The sequence below is a fragment of the Pseudacidovorax sp. RU35E genome, from assembly GCF_900156165.1.
GTDB lineage: Bacteria > Pseudomonadota > Gammaproteobacteria > Burkholderiales > Burkholderiaceae_C > Xenophilus.
Map to the genome: position 1 here is coordinate 45,401 of NZ_FTMY01000003.1, position 21,632 is coordinate 67,032.

At 70.3% G+C, this 21,632-nt stretch carries 14 protein-coding genes; 9 read left to right on the top strand and 5 right to left on the bottom strand.

Translation table 11 applies throughout. The annotated features are described in order from the left end of the window. Positions 1-6: 6 nt before the first annotated feature. On the bottom strand, positions 7-2,742 hold the full coding sequence (glnE, locus tag BXA03_RS05825; RefSeq protein ID WP_083715939.1) for a bifunctional [glutamate--ammonia ligase]-adenylyl-L-tyrosine phosphorylase/[glutamate--ammonia-ligase] adenylyltransferase: 2,736 nt from the start codon (positions 2,740-2,742) through the stop codon (positions 7-9). A gap of 127 nt (positions 2,743-2,869) precedes the next feature. Here glnE and BXA03_RS05830 point away from each other — a divergent pair, with 127 nt between their 5' ends. Genes BXA03_RS05830 through BXA03_RS05845 form a run of 4 tightly spaced genes read left to right on the top strand, consistent with a single transcriptional unit; the run spans position 2,870 to position 10,458 of the window. Continuing rightward, on the top strand, positions 2,870-6,913 hold the full coding sequence (locus BXA03_RS05830) for a YhdP family protein (RefSeq protein WP_076504989.1): 4,044 nt from the start codon (positions 2,870-2,872) through the stop codon (positions 6,911-6,913). Continuing rightward, positions 6,910-7,728 carry a carbon-nitrogen hydrolase family protein gene (locus BXA03_RS05835; protein ID WP_076504992.1) on the top strand — a complete coding sequence of 273 codons (819 nt, stop codon included), beginning with the start codon at positions 6,910-6,912 and terminating at the stop codon, positions 7,726-7,728. Before BXA03_RS05830 ends, BXA03_RS05835 begins: the two co-directional genes overlap by 4 nt. Before the next feature lie 16 nt (positions 7,729-7,744). Continuing rightward, positions 7,745-9,817, top strand: coding sequence for an ATP-binding protein (locus tag BXA03_RS05840; RefSeq protein WP_083715909.1), 2,073 nt, complete (start codon positions 7,745-7,747; stop codon positions 9,815-9,817). Positions 9,818-9,822: 5 nt separating this feature from the next. Continuing rightward, a complete protein-coding gene (locus BXA03_RS05845; RefSeq protein ID WP_076504994.1) occupies positions 9,823-10,458 on the top strand; it encodes a response regulator transcription factor in 636 nt (211 codons plus the stop codon). A gap of 103 nt (positions 10,459-10,561) precedes the next feature. On the opposite strand, the gene BXA03_RS05850 is transcribed toward BXA03_RS05845, so the two are convergent. Further along, a complete protein-coding gene (locus BXA03_RS05850) occupies positions 10,562-11,230 on the bottom strand; it encodes a YiaD family glycine zipper/OmpA-like lipoprotein (RefSeq protein ID WP_076504996.1) in 669 nt (222 codons plus the stop codon). A 252-nt stretch (positions 11,231-11,482) separates the two neighbouring features. Next, a complete protein-coding gene (locus BXA03_RS27425) occupies positions 11,483-11,611 on the bottom strand; it encodes a hypothetical protein (protein ID WP_255377167.1) in 129 nt (42 codons plus the stop codon). Between the two features lie 37 nt (positions 11,612-11,648). Between BXA03_RS27425 and BXA03_RS05855 the strand changes: the two genes are divergently transcribed. The 3 genes from BXA03_RS05855 (at position 11,649) to BXA03_RS05865 (ending at position 17,477) form a co-directional block, all read left to right on the top strand. After that, positions 11,649-12,857 (top strand): murein transglycosylase A, encoded by a 1,209-nt coding sequence (locus BXA03_RS05855; protein WP_234983610.1) that lies wholly within the window; start codon positions 11,649-11,651, stop codon positions 12,855-12,857. A 154-nt stretch (positions 12,858-13,011) separates the two neighbouring features. Beyond that, positions 13,012-15,276 (top strand): PhoX family protein, encoded by a 2,265-nt coding sequence (locus BXA03_RS05860; RefSeq protein WP_076504998.1) that lies wholly within the window; start codon positions 13,012-13,014, stop codon positions 15,274-15,276. A 188-nt stretch (positions 15,277-15,464) separates the two neighbouring features. Continuing rightward, on the top strand, positions 15,465-17,477 hold the full coding sequence (locus tag BXA03_RS05865; RefSeq protein ID WP_076505000.1) for a PhoX family protein: 2,013 nt from the start codon (positions 15,465-15,467) through the stop codon (positions 17,475-17,477). 63 nt (positions 17,478-17,540) lie between these two features. On the opposite strand, the gene BXA03_RS05870 is transcribed toward BXA03_RS05865, so the two are convergent. After that, positions 17,541-17,846, bottom strand: coding sequence for a hypothetical protein (locus BXA03_RS05870; protein ID WP_234983611.1), 306 nt, complete (start codon positions 17,844-17,846; stop codon positions 17,541-17,543). A gap of 262 nt (positions 17,847-18,108) precedes the next feature. Between BXA03_RS05870 and BXA03_RS05875 the strand changes: the two genes are divergently transcribed. Next, complete coding sequence (locus BXA03_RS05875; protein WP_076505734.1) at positions 18,109-18,612, top strand: hypothetical protein; 504 nt, start codon at positions 18,109-18,111, stop codon at positions 18,610-18,612. A gap of 153 nt (positions 18,613-18,765) precedes the next feature. Beyond that, positions 18,766-19,950 carry a metallophosphoesterase gene (locus BXA03_RS05880; protein WP_076505002.1) on the top strand — a complete coding sequence of 395 codons (1,185 nt, stop codon included), beginning with the start codon at positions 18,766-18,768 and terminating at the stop codon, positions 19,948-19,950. Here BXA03_RS05880 and BXA03_RS05885 read toward each other — a convergent pair. Further along, complete coding sequence (locus BXA03_RS05885; protein ID WP_076505007.1) at positions 19,925-21,487, bottom strand: UdgX family uracil-DNA binding protein; 1,563 nt, start codon at positions 21,485-21,487, stop codon at positions 19,925-19,927. The genes BXA03_RS05880 and BXA03_RS05885 overlap by 26 nt on opposite strands. Positions 21,488-21,632 lie beyond the last annotated feature (145 nt).

The following is a 21,632-nucleotide window of genomic DNA, read 5'->3' on the forward strand; positions in this document are numbered from 1 at the left end:
TCCGCCTCAGCCAAAGACCGCCTCCCACAGCGACAGCATGGCGGCGCGCTCGCGGGCTGCCAGCTCGGGCGGCACCTGCGTGGGCGCTTCGTCCAGGCGCGCGCGGTGCTGCAGGCGGCGCAGCTCGCGATAGGCATCGCCGGCGGCATGCCCCACGCCCGCCGGCAACAGGCCGGCGGCCTCCGCACGCTGAAGCAGCGCGATGTTTCCCACGTTGTCCAGCAGCGCCGGCACCTCGCCCGAATGCGCCAGCACCAGGTACTGCACAGCGAATTCCGCATCCACCATGCCGCCCGCGCTGTGCTTGACGTCGAAACGGCCGGCACGAACAGGATGGGCGGCGCGAACCTTCTCGCGCATCGCCACGATCTGCTGCCGCAAGGCGGCGCGGTCGCGCGGCGCGGCAATGACCGCATGCCGCACCCCATTGAAGCGCGCGCCCAGCTCGACGCTGCCCAGCACGAAACGGGCGCGCGTCATGGCCTGGTGTTCCCAGGTCCAGGCGGTGTTGCTGCCGCGACCCAGCTGGTATTTCTCGTAGGCGTCGAAGGTGATGGTCAGCAGGCCGGAGTTGCCGTTGGGCCGAAGCGCGGTGTCGATCTCGAACAGGTCGCCCTCGCGCGTCTTGATGGTCAGCCAGTTGATGAGCTTGCGCACGTAAGCGGCGTAGACCTCGGGTGCCCGCTCGTCCTCGTCTTCATAGACGAAGACGATGTCCAGGTCGCTGCCATAGCCCAGCTCCTTGCCGCCCAGCTTGCCGTAGCCGATCACGGCGAAGCGTGGCAGCTCGGCGTGCCGGTTGCGCACATGCGGCCAGCACCAGCGCGCGGTGATGGCCAGCACGGTGTCGGCCAGCGCACTCAGGTCGTCGGCCACCTGCTCCACCGTCAGCCGGCCTTCGAGGTCGCGCGCCAGGATGCGGAAGACCTCGGCATGGTGGGCGCGACGCAGCAGGTTCATCAGCGCCTCCTCGTCGGCCTCGCCGGTGCGCGAGAGCGAACGGTGGCGGGCCTCCAGTTCGGCGTCGAACTCGATGGCCGAGAAGCGCGCGGCCAGCATGTCGGGGCTGGCGAGCTCGTCGATGACGCCGGGGTGCTGCAGCAGGTAGCGCGCCGGCCACTTGGCGGCACCCAGCAGGCGCAGCAGCCGCTCGTGCACGCCGGGGCGTTCCACCAGCAGCGCCAGATAGCTCTCGCGGCGCAGCAGGGGCTCGATCCAGTCGGCCCAGCGCAGGGCGGCATCGACCGGATGGGCGCAGCGGTCGCCTGCGGTCGAGGCCTCGGACTCCTCCAGCCAGCGGCCGGTGCGGATCACCAGCTGACGCAGCCGCGCGCGGGCCTCGTCGCGCAGGGCGGTGATGCGCGGGTTGTCGGCCCACTGGCGCACGCGCTCGGCGAAGGGCGCGGGCAGGCTGGCCAGCAGCTCGCCCAGGTCCTGTGGCGCCGCGCGCTGGCCGGCGCCGCCGCGCTGGCAGCTGCCGCCGCTGCAGCGCTTTTCGCCGCCGAGCAGGGTGTCGAATTCCTGCGCGACGAACTCGCGGTAGGTGTCCAGCTTTTCGAGGAAGGCGCAGCAGTCCGGAAAGCCCAGCGTGGCGGATATCCAGCGCAGGTCGTCGTCTGCCACGGGCAGCATGTGGGTCTGCTGGTCGTCCAGGTACTGGATGCGGTGCTCCACCTGGCGCAGGAATCGGTAGGCGCGGTCCAGCTCGTCGGCGGTGGCCTGGGGCATGAGGCCGGCGCGCGCCAGGCGCTGCAGGGCGTCCAGCGTGGGCCGGGTGCGCAGCTCGGGAAACTGCCCGCCGCGCACCACCTGCAGCAGCTGGACGATGAATTCGATCTCGCGGATGCCACCGCGCGAGAGCTTGACGTCGTTGGCCCGCTCGGGCCGGCCGGCGCTGCGACGCATGGCCTGCTCCCGGATCTGGCGGTGCAGCGAACGCAGCGCGTCGAACACGCTGTAGTCCAGGTAGCGGCGGAAGACGAAGGGCAGCACCACGCCGCGCAGGGCCTGGGCGCTGCCCGATTCGATGGCGGCCGTAGGCGCGACCACGCGGCTCTTGAGCCAGGCGAAGCGCTCCCATTCGCGGCCCTGGACCTGGAAGTACTCTTCCAGCGCATCGAGCGAGACCACGCTGGGCCCCGAGTTGCCGTTGGGCCGCAGCGCCAGGTCGACGCGGAAGACGAAGCCGTGCTCGGTGGTGTCGCCCACCAGCTGGTAGATGCGCTTGACCGCGCGGCCGAAGTAATCCTGGTTGGCGATGCTGCCGCGGCCCTGGGCGTCGCCGGCGGTGTCGCCGTCCTGGTCGTACAGGTAGATGAGGTCGATGTCGCTGGAGACGTTGAGCTCGCGCGCCCCCAGCTTGCCCATGCCGACGATCCACAGCTGCGCCCGCTGGCCGCCGGCGGTGCGCGGCGCACCGTGCACGGCGTCGAGTTCGGCGCAGGCCTCACGGGCGGCGGTGTCGAGGGCGAACTCGGCCAGTTCGGTGACCGCCTGCAGCACTTCCTCGAGCGGGGCGCCCTCGTCGCAGTCGCGGGCGATCAGTCGCTCCATGACCAGCTGGCGAACGATGCGCAGCGCATCGCCCGTAGGTCGGCCGGCCGCGCGCAATGCAGCGAGCGCGGCCTCCATGTAAGGTCGGCGCGGCGCGCCCGGCGGCAGGAGTGGGAGTTCGTCCGCATAGCGCCGACGCAGCCGCTGGACAAAACGCGAGCCCGACGAAAGCCCTCGCGAGGCCGGCATGGCGGCCGACGCATCGGCATGCGACGCATGCTCCGAAATCGGACGGTTTGATGGGCCTTCTCCGCCGGCCGGCTCGGAACCGGGCCAGGGGCGGACGGTCATAATTTCCGACACAGCGCGATCCTTCATGAATGTCACGACGCCATCTCCTCCACGTCTGCTCAGGATCGCAGCTGCCGCAGCACGCTGGCTGCTGGCCCTGGTGGTGGCCGGCTGGTTGCTCGTCGGCCTGTGCGTCGTCGTCCTACACGCGTGGATTGTGCCGCGGATCGGCGAGTGGCGCGGCGCACTGGAGGTGCAAGCCAGCCGTCTCGCAGGGGTACCCGTTCGCATCGGCTCGCTCCAGGCGTACTCCAGGAGCCTGTTTCCGACCTTCGAGCTGCACGACGTCGTGCTGGAAGACCCTGGCCGCGGCGAGGCGTTGCGGCTGGCGCGCGTGGTGGCCAGCGTGTCGCCGCGCTCGCTGTGGCACCGCGGTTTCGAGCAGCTCTACATCGAGCGGCCCGAACTCGCCGTGCGGCGCGGCGCCGATGGCCGGCTGCGCATCGCCGGCGTGGTGCTCAACCCCGACGACCGCAAGGACGACAGCCCGGGCGCCGACTGGCTCTTCTCCCAACGCGAGGTGGTGGTCGAGCACGGCACCGTGCGCTGGACCGACGAGACGCGCACGGCGCCGATGCTCACGCTGTCCGACGTGCGCTTCGTGGTGCGCAACGGCGTGCGCAGCCATGCGATGCGCCTGGACGCGACGCCGCCCGACGGTTGGGGCCAGCGCTTTTCCATCAGCGGCCGCTTTCGGCAGCCGCTGCTGAGCCTGCGCAGCGGCGACTGGCGCGACTGGACCGGCCAGCTCTACGCCGACCTTCCCTTCATCGACGTCACACGGCTGGGCCAGTACGTCAAGCTCGACGCCCGCATCCGCGAGGGGGAGGGAGCGGTGCGGGCCTGGATCGACGTGGAGTCGGGACGCGCCGTCGGCGGTGCGGCCGATCTGGCGCTCAAGCGCATCGACGCCGTGCTCGGCGCGCAGCTCGAGCCGCTGCAGCTGCGCGACCTGACCGGCCGCCTGTCGGTGCGCGCCACGGACGCGCTGTTCGAGTTCTCCACCCAGAACCTGCAATTCGCCACCGGAGACGGACAGCGCTGGCCCGGCGGCAATTTCTGGCTGCGCACGCAGCCCGCCAACGGCCGCACCCCCGAAAGCGGCGCCCTGCGCGCGGACCAGCTCGACTTGGGTGCGATGGCGCTCATCGCCGACCGCCTGCCCATCGGCAGCCAGGTGCGGCGCCTGCTGGCGGTACGGGCGCCACGCGGCCTGCTCGAACACATCGAGGGCAGCTGGCAGGGCCCGGCCGATTCGCCCACGCGCTACCAGGCCCGGCTGCGCGTGAAGGGTCTGGCGGTGGCCGCGGACGCACGCAATGCCACCCCCGACGGCCACCATCCCGGCTCGCCGGGGCTGCGCGGCCTGGACGCCGAGGTGGACCTGAACCAGGACGGCGGCACGGCGCAGCTGCAGATCCGCAATGGCGCGGTCGACGTGCCCGGCGTGTTCGAGGAGCCGTCGGTGCCGGTGGACCGGCTCGACACCACCGTGCGCTGGAGCCACAAGGGCGAGGACATCGAGGTGCAGCTGCCCGACCTGCGCCTGGTCAATGCCGATGCGGAGGGCAGCGCCCAGATCCGCTGGCGCACGGGCGATCCGGCGCCCACCGGGCCGGGCCGCTTTCCGGGCGTGCTCGACCTCACCGCCCAACTCACCCGCGCCGACGGCACCCGGGTGCACCGCTACCTGCCGCTGGGCATACCGGCCGAGACGCGGCATTACGTGCGCGACGCCGTGGTCAAGGGCCGCGCCAGCGACGTGCAGTTCCGCATCCGCGGCGACCTGCACCATGTGCCGTCGATGGCGCCGCAGGACGCCTTCCACATCACGGCCCAGGTGCAGGACGTGCAGTTCAATTACGTGCCGCATGTGCCCGCGGGCCAGGCGGCCTGGCCGGGCGTGACCGGGCTGTCGGGCCAACTGGTGTTCGACCGGCAGACGATGCAGGTGCTGAACGCCCGTGGACGCATGGCAGGTGCGCCGGCCATCGAGCTGGTCAAGGGCGAGGCGCGGATCCCCGACCTCGCGCAGGCGCCACACCTGCTGCTGCAGCTGCAGGCGCGCGGGCCGGTGGCCGACCTGCTTCGCCAGGGCGCGCCGCTCACCGGCGACGCCCGCAGCTTCATCGCGGGCATCGAGGCGGGCGGCAATGCCGACTACCGTTTCGACATGGACATGCCGCTCGCGCACATGGACCAGACGCAGGTCAAGGCCAGCGTGGTGCTGCCCGGCAACGACGTGCGGCTGGTGCCGCATTCGCCGCCCTTCACGCAGGTCAAGGGCACGCTGCAGTTCACCGACAGCGGCTTCTCGCTGGCAGGCATTCAGGCCCAGCTGGCGGGTGGCCCGATCCGCATCGAGGGCCAGGGCGGCTTTGGCAACAAGCCGCTGTCCCTCAAGGCCCAGGGCCGCTTCACGGCCGAAGGCCTTCGCACGGTGGAAAGCCAGCCTGAACTCAACGGCCTGGCTGGCCGGCTGCAGGGTGGCAGCAGCTACACGGCCAGCCTGCAACTGCAGGGCGGCGTGCCCGACTTCCAGTTCGAGAGCAGTCTGGAGGGTCTGGGCATGGATCTTCCAGCGCCCCTGGGCAAGTCTCCCGAATCGACGCGTCCTCTTCGCCTGTCACTGCGCCAGGCGGAGGAAGCACGCCGCGGCCGCACCGAGACCATCGACGTGCGCCTGGGCGACGTGGCGTCGGCCCAGTACGTGCGCGACCTGGACACGCCCCAGCCGACGGTCGTTCGTGGCGCGCTGCGCATCGGCACCGCTGTCGCCGGCTCGAAGACCCTGCCTGCCACCGGCGTGCTGGCGCAGATCCACCTGGACGACATCGACGTGGACGCCTGGCGCGCCCTGGCCACGCAGAAGGCACCGGCTGCCCCGGCCACGCCCGCGCCACCGGGCACCGCCCGGGCGGTGGCCGCCTCGCCCTGGCTGCCGAACCGCGTCGCGCTGCAGGCCGGCCGTCTGCAGGTGGCCGGCCGCACGCTGCACGAGCTCGCCGTGGACGGCACCATCGAAGGCAACCTCTACAAGGCCAAGGTGCAGGCGCGCGAGCTGAGCGGCAACATCGAGTTCCGCGACCAGGCGCCGGCGCAGGTGAAGGCGCGTCTGGCCTATCTGCGCATCGCGCCGGGCGAATCGCGCGAGCAGGTCGAATCGCTGCTCGACACTGCGCCGCCCGAGGACCTGCCGGCGCTGGACGTGGTGGTGGACGACCTGGAGCTGCTGGGCCGCCACCTGGGCCGCGCCGAGGTCGTGGCCGCCACGCAGGCGGCCGACGGCGGGCGCCGCGAATGGCGGCTCGACAAGCTGGCCTTCACGCTGCCCGAGGCCCGGCTGGACGCCAAGGGCCGCTGGGCCCCGCCCAGCTCGGCCGGCGCCAAGCGCCGCATGACGCTGGACTTCACCCTCGACATGGACGACGCCGGCGCCCTGCTGGGCCGCTTCGGCATGCCCGGCGTGCTTGCCTCGGGCAAGGGCCGGCTGGGCGGCAACGTCGACTGGCAGGGCTCGCCCTTCGATCTGGACGTGGCCTCGCTGGACGGCAACCTGCACCTGGATGTCACCAGCGGCCAGTTCCTCAAGGCCGAACCCGGCATCGCCAAGCTGCTGGGCGTGATCAACCTGCAGGCCCTGCCGCGCCGGTTGACGCTGGACTTCCGCGACCTGTTCAGCGCCGGCTTCGCCTTCGACCAGATCCGTGGCGATGCACGCATCGCCCGGGGGATCGCCAGCACCAACAACCTGCAGATGAAGGGCGTGAACGCCGCCGTCTTCATGGACGGTTCGGCCGACATCGCCCACGAGACGCAGCAGCTGCGCGTGGTGGTGATCCCCGAGATCAATGCCGGGACGGCCGCGCTGGTGGCCACGGCCATCAACCCGGCCGTCGGGCTGGGCACGTTCCTGGCGCAGATGGTGCTGAGCCGCCCGCTGGTGGCCGCCACGACGCAGGAATTCCTCATCGACGGCACCTGGACCGATCCGCGCGTGGTCAAGGTGCCGCGCGCGGCCGGGCCGCGTGGCGTCGGCGCCGTCAACGACAACGAGGCCAAACCATGAAGATCGCCGCCATCCAGATGGTCTCGGGCACCGTGCGCGAGGACAACCTTGCGCGCGCCCGCCTGCTGCTGGCCCAGGCCGCAGAGGCGGGGGCCGAGCTGGCCACCCTGCCCGAGTACTTCTGCCTCATGGGCCAGCGCGACACCGACAAACTGCCACTGCGCGAGGCGCCCGGCCATGGTCCGGTGCAGGAATTCCTGGCCGGCTGCGCGCGCGAGTTCGGCCTGTGGATCGTGGGCGGCACACTGCCCGTGCAGGCGCACGACGAGGCGCATGTGTTCAACACCTCGCTGGCCTATGCGCCGACGGGCGAATGCGTGGCGCGCTACGACAAGATCCATCTCTTCTGCTTCGACAACGGCCGCGAGCGCTATGACGAGTCGCGCGTGATCGCGCCTGGCGGCACGCCCAGGCTGTTCGAGCTGCCTTCGCGCGACGGCCACCGCTGGAAGGTGGGTCTCTCGGTCTGCTACGACCTGCGCTTTCCCGAGCTCTACCGCCAGCTCTCGGCGCAGGGCGCGGAGCTGCTTCTGGTGCCTGCCGCCTTCACCCACACCACGGGCCAGGCCCACTGGGAGCTGCTGCTGCGCGCCCGCGCCGTCGAGAACCTGGCCTTCGTGGCCGCGCCGGCCCAGGGCGGGCGGCATGAGAACGGCCGGCGCACCTGGGGACAGACGCTGGTGGCCGAACCCTGGGGCCAGCTGCTGGCCGAGCGACGCGACGAGGGCGAAGGCGTGGTGATCGCCGAGCTGGACATCGCCCGCCTGCGCGCCTGCCGCGAGCAGCTGCCGGCGCTCGGCCACCGCGTGTTGTGAGCGCAGCCCTTTTCCGATGAGCGCCACCCTGCCCGCGACCGACCTGCCCGACGAAGCGGCCACGCTGCCGCGCGCCGGCTGGCGGCGCCTGCGCTCGATGTGGCGGCGCTGGTTCCTGTGGGCGCTGCTGGCGCTGCTGGTCACAGGCTTGCTCATCACCGTGGTCTGGCTGGCCGGCCGCCACGAGATCGAACAGGTGCAGCAGCGGCTGGAACGCGACACGGCCGACGCCACGTCCGAGTTGCGCTCGGCCCTTGCCCGGAACCTGCAGAGCCTGCAGGCCACCGACGCCGATCCTCAGCGCTTCGGGAGCGAAGCGGCGCAGCTGCTGCGCAGCCACCGCGAATGGCTGCGGATCGAGCGGCGCGATGCGTCGCTGGCCCTGCAGACGGCGGAAGACACACCCTACCGCCCACATCCCCTGGACCTGCAGCAGCGCCCGTCCAGCCTGCCGGAGCTGGTGCAGGCCTGCACTGCGGCCGAGCGCCAGCGCGGCGGAGCCTATGCGCCCTCGCACTACCTGCCGCTGCCCGGCGGCGGCGGCATCGAGGTGCTGGAGGTCTGCCTGCCTTCGCGTCACGGCGGCTATCTGATCGCGCTCTATTCGCTGCGCGGCGTGCTCTCCGAACTGCTGGAGGCGAGCATGACCCGCGGCCAGGAGGTTTCCCTGCTGGAACTGGACGGCACCCGCCTGGCCAGCATCGGCACCGCCCGGCGTGCTGGCAACCGCGTGTTCACGGCCCAGCAGGCGCTCGAGCTGCCCGGCCTCACGCTGATGCTGCGCGTGGACGGCTGGCGCAGCGCGCCGGATCTCTTCCCCAACCTGCTCACCGGACTGGTCACCGCCATGTCCATCGCGCTGGTGTCGGTGCTGGTGCTGCTGGCGCGCGACACGCGCAGGCGCCTGCGTGTGGAGCACGACCTGTCCAACACGCTGGCCTTCCGCAAGGCGATGGAGGACTCGGTGCTCACCGGGCTGCGTGCGCGCGACCTGGACGGCCGCGTCACCTACGTCAACGCGGCCTTTTGCGACATGGTGGGCTTCAGCGCCGAGGAACTGCTGGGCCGCGCCGACGAGATGCCGTACTGGCCGCCGGAACTGTTGGCCGAGTACCGCAACCGCCAGCACATGCGCCAGGCCAGCGGCGGCACGGCGCGCGAGGGCTACGAGTCGGTCTTCCGCCGCAAGGACGGCAGCCGCTTCCCAGTGCTGATCTTCGAGACACCGCTGATCGACGACCGGCGCGTGCAGACCGGCTGGATGAGCGCCGTCGTCGACCTGAGCGAGCAACGCCGCATCGAGGAGATGTCCCGCGCCAGCCAGGAGCGGCTGCAGGCCACCGCGCGCCTGGCCACGGTGGGCGAAATGGCCTCGCTGCTGAGCCACGAACTCAACCAGCCGCTGGCCGCCATCGCCAGCTACGCAACCGGCTCCATCAACCTGCTCGAAAGCCCGCCGCTGCCCGGCCAGGAGGCGGAAGACCGCCACCAGCTCGCCCTGGCCATGCGACGCATCGCCGAGCAGGCCGAGCGCGCGGGCCGCGTGATACGCAGCGTGCACGACTTCGTGCGTCGTCGGGAGCGCGCGCGCGAGATGGTCACGCCCTTGCAGCTGTTCGAGGCCGTGATGCCGCTGGTGCAGCTGCAGGCCCGCAAGCTGGATGTGCGCATCGAGCTGCACGTGCCGGCCCAGTTGCCGCCGGTGCTGTGCGACCGCTCGCTGGTCGAGCAGGTGCTGCTGAATCTGGCGCGCAACGGCATGCAGGCGATGGACCGGCCGGAACTGCGGCGGCGCGTGCTCACGCTCAGCGCCACCCTGGCCGATGGGAGTTCGGGCGAAACCCGCCGCTGGGTCGTCTTCAGCGTCGCCGACGAGGGCAGTGGCATCGACGCCGACGTGCAGGAGCGGCTGTTCACCCCCTTCTTCACCACCCGCCGCGACGGCATGGGCCTGGGCCTGAGCCTGTGCCGCACCGTGGTCGAGCAGCACGGCGGCGCGCTCGAGCACGCACCCAACCGCCCGCGGGGCACCGTCTTCCGGTTCACGCTGCCCACGGGCCGCGGCGACACCGTCACTCTTCCGTCCTGACGACCATGCAACCCCTGATCGACGCCCTCATCTTCATCGTGGACGACGACGCCAGCGTGCGCGAGGCCCTGGCCTGGCTGCTGCGCTCACGCCGCCTGGCCAGCGAGCATTTCGCGAGCGCCGACGCCCTCACCGCCCGACTGGAGGAAAGCACCGCCTTCCTCAACCAACCTCGCTGCCTGCTGCTGGATGTGCGCATGCCCGGCACCAGCGGCCTGGCGCTGTTCGACCGCCTGGCCAGCGCCGGGCAGCTGGGCGAGATGCCCGTGATCTTCCTCACCGGCCATGCCGATGTGCCCACTGCCGTCGATGCCGTCAAACGCGGCGCCTTCGACTTCTGCGAAAAGCCTTTCTCGGACAACGCGCTGGTGGATCGGGTGGAAGAGGCGCTGCGCCTGTCGCAGACCGCCATCGACGCACGCCAGGAGCGCCAGCGCATCCAGCAGCACCTGTCGGAGCTGACGGAGCGCGAGCGCGAGGTGCTGCGCCGCGTGGTCCGCGGTCTGCCCAACAAGCTCATCGCCGACGAGCTGTCGATCAGCGTGCGCACGGTGGAAGTCCACCGCGCGCGCGTGTTCGACAAGATGGAGGTGAAGTCGGCCGTGGAACTGGCCAACCTGCTGCGCGGCGCAGAAGCCTGACCGGCCGCCCGGCCCAGACGCAACAAAGCCATGGGCGACCCCCGAGGGCCGGCCATGGCTTGGGCAGGTGCCATCGGCCCACGCATGGGGGCCGACGGGACGATCAGCCGCGACCCGGTGCGCGTTCGCCGACGTAGATCTCGACGCGACGGTTCTGGGCCCGGCCTGCGTCGGTGGTGTTGGCGGCGATGGGCTCGCGCGAACCGCGGCCGTCGATCTGGATCGCCTGGGCCGGGACGCCCCGCGAGGTCAGGTAGTCGCGGGTGGAAGCAGCACGCTGCACCGACAGCGGGTCGTTGATGGCGTCGGTGCCGGTGTTGTCGGTGTGGCCGATGATGCGCACTTCGGCGTTCGGGTTGTTGCGCAGGCCGGTGGCGAACTGGTCCAGCACGCCCGCCAGGGTCGGACGGATGTTGGCGCGGCCTGTGTCGAAGCCGGCGTCGCTCGGGATCGCGAGCTTCAACTCGTTGTTGGCGGTCTGGGACACGGCGATGCCGGTGCCCTGGGTGGCCTGCTCCATCTGGCGCTTCTGCGCCTCCATGCGTTGCGACCACAGGTAGCCGCCCAGCGCGCCCACGCCGGCGCCAAGGGCGGCGCCCGTCGCGGCCGTGCGGCTGTTGCCGGTGGCCGCGCCGATGGCCGCACCGCCGAGGGCGCCGATGCCCGCGCCCATGCCCGTGGTGCGCTGCGTGTCGCTCATGTTGGCGCAGCCGGTCAGGGCCACGGCGAGGGTGGCGGCACTGAGGACGAGCTTGCCGGAAAGTCGTTGCATGGTTTTTTCTCCTTGAATGACACCCATCGCGGCAAGGTCCGGAACGTCCGTCCACCGGCGGGTTGGCGCCATTATGGGAGCCGAAGCGGGAGCTGACGACCCGGCGCGGCGCGACAACCAGACCCACAGAAAAGACCGGAAAAGCCTTCAACCATGAGCAGTTCTTGCTATCAAAAATGAATCGTTTGCCAGCTTGGCCCCCATGAGGTCGCATGCGCTTCCCACAGGCCACTGGCCGACCGTCCGACAGGGTCAGGGCTTGCGGTCACGGTCCTCGTCCGGCGGCAGTTCACCCCCGCGCCGACCGTGGAACATGGTCCACCACACAATCAGCACCAGCACCGCCAATGCGGCGAACGCCTCCAGCAAAATCAAGTACATGCGTCCCAATGCTCCACAAGTTTCGCGGCTGCTTCCGATGGATGGCCACTCCGACCCCAGGTCATCCCCCCGCGGGACGGGACGCTGGCGCGCTCTGGCGGCCCTGGCAGCGGCGGCCATCGTAGCGGTGCTGGCGGGCTGCGCCTCGGCACCGGTGCCGCCGGCACGTACCGTCGCGCCCACGGCGCCGCCCCCGCAGCCGCCGCTGGCGCCGCTGACCGGGCCCCTGACCCACCCCAAGAGCCGCTGGGTGCCGGTGGACTGGTCCGAACTGCCCGGCGTGCAGGACGATGCGATGCATGAAGCGTGGATCGTGCTGATGGCCAACTGCCAGCGCCCCAACGCCGTGATCTCGCCGCTATGCCAGGAACTGCGGCGGCTGTCCATCGGCACGCCCGAGGAGCAGCGCGCCTTCCTGATGCAGCGACTGCAGCCCTATCGCGTGGAGGCGGCCGACGGCCAGTCCCAGGGCCTGCTCACCAGCTACTACGAGCCCGTCTTCGAGGCCAGCCGCACGCCCTCCTCCACCTATGCCGTGCCGCTCTACCAGACGCCGGCGGGCTGGGCGCCGCGCAGGCCCTGGTACACGCGCCAGCAGATCGACACCCTGCCCGAGGCCCAGGCCGCGCTGCGCGGGCGTGAGATCGCCTGGCTGGCCGACCCGGTGGACGCGCTGATGCTGCACATCCAGGGCTCGGGCAGGCTTCAGATCACCGAGCCCGACGGCAGCCGCCGCACGGTGCGGCTGGCCTTCGCCGGCACCAACGAACAGCCCTACCGCAGCGTGCAGCAATGGCTGGCCAGCCAGGGCGTGTCGCCCATCGGCCGCTGGCCGGAGGACGTCAAGGACTGGGCGCGCCAGAACCCGCAGCGGGTGGCGCAGATGCTGTGGAGCAATCCGCGCTATGTGTTCTTCCGCGAGGAGCCACTGACCGAGCTGGACGCCGCCTTCGGCCCACGCGGTGCGCAGGGCGTGCCACTCACCGCGGGGCGCTCCATCGCGGTGGATCGCGAGTCCATTCCCTACGGCACGCCGGTGTGGCTGGCCACCAGCGGGCCGGTGGCGCAGATGTCGCGGCTGGTGGTGGCGCAGGACACGGGCAGTGCCATCCTGGGCGCCGTGCGGGCCGATTTCTTCGCCGGCACCGGCGCCGAGGCCGGCCGCTTCGCGGCGCGCATGAAGCAACCCCTGCGCCTGTGGGCCCTGTGGCCACGTGGAGTGGATCCGGCGGGCGCCGGGTATTGATCGGAAGGGCGGAGCCTGGGCGCGCCCGGCGCTGGCCGCAGCAGCGCGGCTCATTCGCTAGTCCAAACGTGCTTGCGAGAACCTGACTTTCGCTGAACTGTCATATCTCGCCGATACCGTGCCGGCTGTTCTCCAACACCCCACGGAATCCGTCATGAGCACCTCGCAGCCTCTGGGCATGCCCTCGATCGACCCCGACGAGGTCGGCCACAACTCCAGCGCCAACCCCAGCTTCGACGAGGTGGTGGCCGCCCGCATGAACCGCCGCCGCCTGCTGGGCTTCGGCGTCGCCAGCGGCGGCGCGGCGCTGATCACCGCCTGCGGCGGCGGTGGCAGCAATGGCGTCTTCGTGCCCACCGTCGGCGCCAGTCCGGCTCCCGCCCCGGCGCCTGCGCCTGCCCCTGGTGCCGCGCCGGCCCCCGCCCCGCTGTCCCTCAGCTTCAACCCGGTGGCCAAGAGCCTGGAAGACCGCGTGGTGCTGCCCGCCGGCTACACCGCGACGGTGATGTACCGCCTGGGCGACCCGATCAGCACCGACGTGGCCGCCTACGCCAACGACGGCAACGACGATCCGAGCACCTACGACCGCCGCGCCGGCGACCACCACGACGGCATGACCTTCTTCGGCATGGGCGCCACTGGCGCCTGGGCGCCCACCGCCGCCGACCGCGGCCTGCTGGTCATGAACCACGAGGCCATCACGCCTGCCTTCCTGCACCCCGCCGGCCAGACCACCACCGGCAGCGGCACCGCCCAGGTCCGCACCGTGCCCGGCGAAGTGCAGCGCGAGTTCTATCTGCACGGCGTGAGCGTGATCGAAGTCGGCAAGACCGGCAGCACCTGGGGCTACAAGCGCGGCTCCAGCTTCAACCGGCGCGTGCACACGCTGACCGAGATGCGCCTGTCGGGCCCGGCCGCCAAGTCCGACGCGGTCAAGACCAGGTACTCGACCGACGGCAGCAAGACCCGCGGCACGGTCAACAACTGCGCCAACGGCACCACTCCCTGGGGCACCTACCTCACCTGCGAGGAGAACTGGGCAGGCTACTTCCGCCGCGTCACCGCCACCGACAACGCCGCCCGCACGGCCAAGGAGCTCGTGTCGCTCAACCGCTATGGCGTGGCCGGCAACGGCCGCGAGCTGTGGGCCACCGTCACGCCCGACACCAGCGACAACCTGTATGGCCGCTGGAATGCCCAGGTCACCGGTGCCAGTGCCGCCGACGATTTCCGCAACGGCCCCAACACCTATGGCTGGGTGGTGGAGATCGACCCTTTCAACCCGCTCTCGACGCCGCGCAAGCGCACCGCCCTGGGCCGCTTCGGCCACGAAGGCGCCTGCCTCGGCCCAGTCGTGGCCGGCAGGCCACTGGTCTGGTACATGGGCGACGACTCGCGCAACGAGTACATCTACAAGTTCGTCTCCACCCGTGCCTGGGACCCGGCCGACGTGGGCGGCGGCCTGGCCGCCGGCGACAAGTACATGGACGACGGCCGCCTGTATGTGGCGAAGTTCGCCGCCGACGGCACCGGCACCTGGCTGGAGCTGAAGCTGGGCGTGAACAACATCACCGCCGCCAACACCACCTATGCCTTCGCCGATGCCGCCGACGTGGTGATCAACGCCCGCCTGGCCGCCGACGCCGCCGGCGCCACCAGGATGGACCGCCCCGAGTGGACGGCCGTGAACCCGGTGACCGGCGAGGTCTACGTGACGCTGACCAACACCAACGCCAGCTCGCGTCCCATCACCGCCACCGATGCCGCCAACCCGCGCTTCTACAACGACCCGAAGGGCACGGCGCAGACCGCACAGCTGGGCAATCCCAACGGCCATGTGCTGCGCTTCTCCGAGACCAACGGCGATGCGGCCTCCACCACCTTCAAGTGGGACGTGTACCTCTTCGGCGCGCGCTCGACGGCCTCGGCCGACATCAACCTCTCGCAGCTCGGCGCGGACAACGACTTCTCGAGCCCGGACGGCCTGTGGTTCAGCCAGGCCCGCCCCGGCCTGCTGTGGCTGCAGACGGACGACGGCGCCTACACCGACGTCACCAACTGCATGATGCTGGCCGCCCTGCCGGGCAAGGTGGGCGACGGCGGCGCGAAGACGATCACCAACATCGCCGCCGACGGCAGCACGCGCCAGCAGGGCACGATCGTGGGCAAGGCCCCGGGCACAGCCACGCTGCGCCGCTTCCTGGTCGGACCGAAGGAATGCGAGATCACCGGCATTGCGGAATCGGGCGACGGCCGCGCGATCTTCGTGAACATCCAGCATCCGGGCGAGGACACGGCGGTCGCCAACATCACCGATCCGTCCAAGTTCAGCAGCCACTGGCCCGATGGCGGCGCAAGCCGCCCTCGCTCGGCCACCATCGTCATCACGCGCAACGACGGCGGCTTCATCGGCACCTGAGCGTGCCCGGGCAAGGCCCGCCGCAACGGCGGCGGCACGCCCGGCCTGGCACGACCAGCTGCCAAAGGGCTGACCGTTTCACGGCCCTGTCACGGGACCACGCCATCGTCTCGGCTTCGCGGCCGGCGGCCTGTCTTTGCTGGGCACGCCGCTGGCCGGAGTCCATTCCGTTCCACCGAGTCCAGACGATGAATACCCACGACAACACCCCATCCGTCCCCTCGCGTCGCCAGGCCCTGCGCCTGTTCGGCGCCGCGCCCCTGCTGCCCCTGGGCGGCGCCGCGCTGCTGACCGCCTGCGGCGGCGGTGGCAGCCATGTCGGCTTCGCCGGCCTGGCGTCCGCGCCGGCCCCTGCGCCCGCCCCCGCACCCGTGGCCGCACCCGCCGCCGCCCAGTACGTCGCCACCGAGTTCAGCAGCATGCCCGCGCCCTCGTTGGCCAAGCCGGCCGAGATGGCGACCATGACCACCAGTGCGGTGATGAAGGTGTCGTACAGCGATGGCAGCAGCACCAGCTATGCCCTGGCGTACAAGCCCTTCTTCGTGACCGGCACCGCGGTGCCGGACGGCAAGGGCGGCACCGTCGTGGCAGGCGGCTACTACGACATCAACAACCAGCCGATCATCGACAGCTCGCTCGCCGGCCAGCAGCGGCAGTTCTTCTCCGACTGTGCGGATGGCAGCTCGCTGCTGACGGTGCCCGGCGCCAAGGTGGCGGGCGTCAAGGGCAACACAGTGTTCGCGGTGGTGCAGTTCGAATACACCACGCGCAACCTCAACGGCGACTCGACCTACGGCACCCTGCCCTCGCCGATCGCGGTGCTGACGCTGGACCAGGACCCGGCCACCGGCAAGCTCGCGCTGGTCAAGTACCACAACGTCGACACCTCGGCCGCACACGGCCTGTGGATCACCTGCGGGGCCAGCCTGTCGCCCTGGGGCACGCACCTGTCGAGCGAAGAGTACGAGCCCGATGCCTTCGCCATCTCGACCAACACGATGTTCAAGGCCTACAGCAAGAACCTCTTCGGCGATGCCACCAAGGCCAACCCCTACCACTACGGTCACCTGCCCGAGATCAGCGTCAATGCCGACGGCACCGGCAGCTGCAGGAAGCACTACAACCTGGGCCGCATCTCGCACGAGCTGATCCAGGTGATGCCCGACGAGCGGACCGCGCTGATGGGCGACGACGCGACCAACGGCGGCCTGTTCATGTTCGTGGCCGACAAGGCGCGCGACCTGTCCTCGGGCACGCTCTACGTGGCCCGCTACGACGAGGTGCTGACCGACACCAGCACCGCCCGGCTGACGTGGATCAAACTGGGTTCGGCTACCAGCTCGGCCATCGAGGCGCTGGCCGATGCGCTCGTGCCGACGGACATCATGGACGTCCGGGACACCGACCCGGGCGACACCAGCTTCACCCGGATCTTCTACAGCGGCAAGGCCAACTGGATCAGGATCAAGCCCGGCAAGGAAAAGGCCGCCGCCTTCCTGGAGACGCACCGCTACGCCGCGCTCAAGGGCGGCAGCATGGCCTTCACCAAGATGGAAGGCACGACCGTCAACGTCAAGGACAAGCTCGCGTACTCCGGCGTGACCAACGTGCAGAACTCGATGGTCAATGCCGGCACCGGCTGGTCGGCCAGCGCCAACGTGACCTTCCCCAAGAAGCTCAGCTGCGGCGTGATCCTGGAGCACAAGCTGGGCGCCGGCGCCAAGGACTCGGACGGAAACGCCATCAACAGCGAATGGGCAGCCCTGAGCTCGCGCGTGATGCTGACGGGCGAAGACCTCTCCACGCCGGATGCGCTGGGCAACACGACCAACCCGGACAAGATCTCCAGCGCCGACAACCTGAAGTTTTCCGAGAAGATGCGCACGCTCTTCATCGGCGAAGACAGCGGCAACCACGTCAACAACTTCCTGTGGGCCTACAACGTCGACACCAGGAAGCTCTCACGCATCCTTTCGACGCCGGCAGGCGCCGAATCCACGGGCCTGCATGCCGTCGACGAGATCAACGGCTGGACCTACGTGATGAGCAACTTCCAGCACGCGGGCGACTGGGAAGCCTTCCACAGCATCGTGCAGCCGACGCTCGATCCGCTGATCAAGGCCAACTACAACGGCCGCTATGCCTGTGCCGTGGGCTACCTGACGGCCGACCCGGTGCAGTACCGGCTGACCAAGGCCTGAGGAACCCGGCGGTTGCCGCGTCCCGCGCTCTCGGGAGCGCGCCGTGCAGCCTGGTGTCTGCGCTCAGGTGACCTTGGCAATCAACTGGGCCACGCGAGCCACGCCGCCGGTGCCGCTGGCGGCGCGCGCCATCAGGGCGCCGCCGGCCGCCGCCTTCACCAGCCGCCCCAGGATGGAGCGGCTGCGGCCCGAGGACAGCAGCAGCGCCACGCCCAGGCCGAGCACCACGAGGTGCTCTCCCGGCAGGTCGGGGCGGCGGGCGTCAAAGGCCTTCACCGCGTCCATCCAGGACTGGCTGCCCGCGGCAGACGCAGTGTCGGCGGGCGCGTCGGAGGATTCGGGGGTCTGGGGAAATCCGGGCTGGGTCATGGCGGGCTTCTGTGCAAATCGTGAAAGTCCCGTCCTTGTAGCCCTGCGGACGTGCGGCGCCTGTAGGTGCAGGGCCGCTCGTCGTGCCCCACCCTGGCGCGCGTGAGCGCCAAAGTCGCCCGGACGCCCCCCGCAATGTCAAGCGGAGCAGTCCTCAGACTGCGCCCGATTCTTGCTGAGCACAATGGTCGGCCGCTGTTGCGGTCTCCGAAGGTCCTGCGAAGCACCCGCCTCGCCCCGAACACCGTTGATGAAGAAGTCCATGTCCTTCCGGCTCTCCCGTCTTCTTTCCGCCGCCTGCACCGTGGGCGCCTGTGTCCTGGGAGCCGGCACCGCCGCCGCTGCGCCGCTGCCGGACATCCTCATGGCTCCGCAGGGCACCGAATACATGTGCGGTGGCGTGGGCCGCGATGAGCGCGCCTTCATGGAAATGGTGTCGCCGCGCTGGGGTGCCACGCTCGAGTTCGCCGTCTCGCGAGGCCAGCGCGGCCAGTTCGACGAACCGGTGAAGGTGCGGGTCGTGAACAAGTACAACGGCGAACAGGTGCTCGACGCCGTCGCCCACGGCCCCTACATGCTGGCCCGGCTGGCGCCCGGCACCTATGACGTGCAGGCGACGCTCGGACCATTGACGCTCACACAGACGCTCAACGTCGCGCTGGGTGCGCCTGGGCGCACGTTGTTCCTGTGGCCATCGAACTTCGATATCGCGGCCGCGACCCAGCCGCCGCAGGCCTTGGCCCAGGGACCGCAGACAGCGCGCTGACGCCCCCCGGAGAGGCCGAATCCTCGCCCAGCGGCGAGGATCTGCAGATCCTCTTTTTACCTTTAGCGCTTTTTATTACGCCCGCGGCACCCGACAGCGGGTTTCCCCACGTGCGGAATTTGCTGCGCCGCAGCAAAATGGCGACTGTCCGCCATGCGCCTCGCTCCTCTCGTCCTCCTCACCACGCTGCTGCACGTCTTCCTGGCTGTGCGGCTGCTTCCTGCGTTGGCCCAGGCCACCGGGGCGTGGCCTGTGTTCGCGCTGATGCTGCTGGTGTCGGCGCTGACCATGCCTCTGCCCTTCCTGCGCCGCTTTCCCCTGCCCCGGCGTTGGCAACGCCCGGTGTCCTGGCTCGGCCTGCTCGCCATGGGCTGGTTCTCCTCGGTGTTCGTGCTTGCCGTCTTGCGCGACATCGGGCTGCTGTCGGCCTGGGCGGTGACGCGGATGGCCGATCACCCCATGCCACGCGGCGGCTGGGAACAGGCCAGCGCGCTGGCCGTCATGGCGCTGGCCACGGCCGACTCGCTCGTGGGCCTCTTCTTCGCCCGCCGTACGCCGCCCGTGCGCCGGGTGGATGTGCCGATCGCCGACCTGCCCCTTCGCCTGGAAGGCTTCACCATCGCGCAGTTGAGCGATCTGCATGTGGGCCCGACGATCAGGGCCGCGCACATCGCGCGGATCGTCGAGGAAGTGAACCGGCTCGGGGCCGAGATGATCGCCATCACGGGCGACCTGGTGGACGGCTCGGTCCCGGAGCTGCGCGAGCATGTGGCTCCCCTGGCCCGACTGCGCGCGCGCCACGGTACCTTCGTGGTGACCGGCAACCACGAGTACTACGCCGGTGCCCATGCCTGGATCGCCGAACTTCGGCGGCTGGGCCTCAAGGTGCTGCTGAACGAGCATGTGGTGCTGCAGACGCGCAGCGTGCATGGCGCCCAGACCGACGAGGAGATCCTGGACAGCGCGCTGCTGGTTGCCGGCATCACCGACTACACGGCCGGCCATTTCGACGCCTCACACGAAAGTGATCCGCAGGAGGCACTGCGCGACGCCCCGCCCATGGTGGCCACGCGCATCCTGCTCGCGCATCAACCGCGCAGCGCGCCGGCCGCGGCCGAGGCCGGCTTCCAGCTCCAGCTGTCGGGCCACACGCACGGCGGGCAGTTCTTTCCCTGGAATCTATTCGTGCCGCTGCAGCAGCCCTTCACCGCAGGGCTGCATCGATTGCAGGACATGTGGGTCTACGTGAGCCGGGGGACCGGCTACTGGGGCCCACCCAAGCGGATGGGTGCACCCTCGGAGATCACCCTGGTCACGCTTCGGCGCGCGGCTGGCTGAGCGCACCTTCCTCCTCGCCGCGGATGTACCGGCTGGCAAGGGCGAGATCGTCGAGCCAGGCCCGCCATGCCGAATCCTTTTCGGCGGGATCGCCCCGCAGCAGGGCAGAAGGATGCAGGGTGATCAGCACCGGCAGCCCGGCCGGACCGGTCAACCACTGGCCGCGTTCGGACATCACCGGGACCGCACGGCCCACCAGCGCACGCGCTGCCGTGGCGCCCAGTGCGACGAATGCCTTGGGGCGCACCAGCGCCACTTCACGCTCCAGCCATTGCTGACACGCGAGCACTTCCCGCTGGCCTGGGCTCTTGTGGATGCGGCGTGTGCCACGCAGCTCGAACTTGAAATGCTTGACTGCATTGGTGAGGTAGAGCGCGTCGCGCGGCCAGCCCAGCTCCTGCAGCGCCCGGTCCAGCAGCCGGCCCGCCGGACCGACGAAGGGCTGCCCCGCCAGATCTTCCTGGTCGCCCGGCTGCTCGCCGACAAGCATGAGTGGCGGTTGCAGCGCGCCTTCCCCGAAGACGACCTGCGTCGCATGCTCGCCCAGCGGACAGTCGCGACAGCGGTCCGCAGACTTGGCGAGGGCCGCCAGCGACGCCTCGGGGTCGTGCATCGAATCCACGGGGGGCAGCGGCGCCCTTGCGGGAATGCGGCGGCGCGGGGCCGCCGGAACCGCCTGGACCATCCGGGTCGTCCGCTCCGAAGCCTGCGCGGCCAGCGGCGCGATGAGCTGGGCTTCGGGGAGATTCGCCCAGTACTTGCGCGGCATCTCCTTGGCCATCATCGAGAGCTTGAGCCGCGCCGGATTGAAGATATGGGCGTAGTAGGTGAGCCAGAGCGCCTCGCCCTGGTCGGGCGCCGGTGCCTGCTCCTTGGACGCCCCGGGGCCGAATTCCAGCTCGCCGGGCAGAGCGTCTTCGCCCGCCAGAGGCGGCGAATTCGCCGGCGCGGGCATCCAGCGCACCGAGCATTCCGGCGTCAGGATGGCCCAGTGCATCTGCGTGAAGCGGCGCACGAAGAAAGGCACGACGGCCTCGACGATGTGGTGTTCGGGTTCGAACCACGCCACCGACAGCGGGGGTTCGCCTTCGGGCTGGCCGACCGGGCGAAAGCGCACGAAGGCCTTCATCTTGTGCAGGTCGCGCCGCACGGACTGCAGCATCTGCCGCGCCCGCAGGCGGTCGGGGTCGAGTGGATCCTGGCGCAGCCCACGCTCGTGAACGAGGCGCCACAGCAGCCGGTAAAGCAGTGCAAAACGCTGTGGATCCTGATGCAACACCACCTTCTCGCACAGCGTGATGAAGGCCGGCGGCACCACCAGGCGGGACGGGCCCGAACCGCCAAGCCGACGCATCGGCGCGCTGCCGGCCACGGGGCTGGGCGGTGCCTCGGCCTGCCACAGCTCCGGCGCCGGATGACCGGGGGTCTGCCACACGACTTCATCGGGCGGGACCAATGAAGCGAGCAGCGTGCGAGCCTCACGTCGGAAGCCAGGCCAATCGATCTCGCTTTCCAGGGTGATGACGCGGGGACTCATGCATTGAAAGGTAGGTAGACGTAAGCGCTCGTTTTGTAGGCAGGTGACCCGCTGCGTACAGGTCGGATTCAGGTAGCCGGGTCAGTGGGGGCCTGCACCGTATGCACAGGGCCACCGGCGCTCGAAAACCGCACGTCCACTGCAA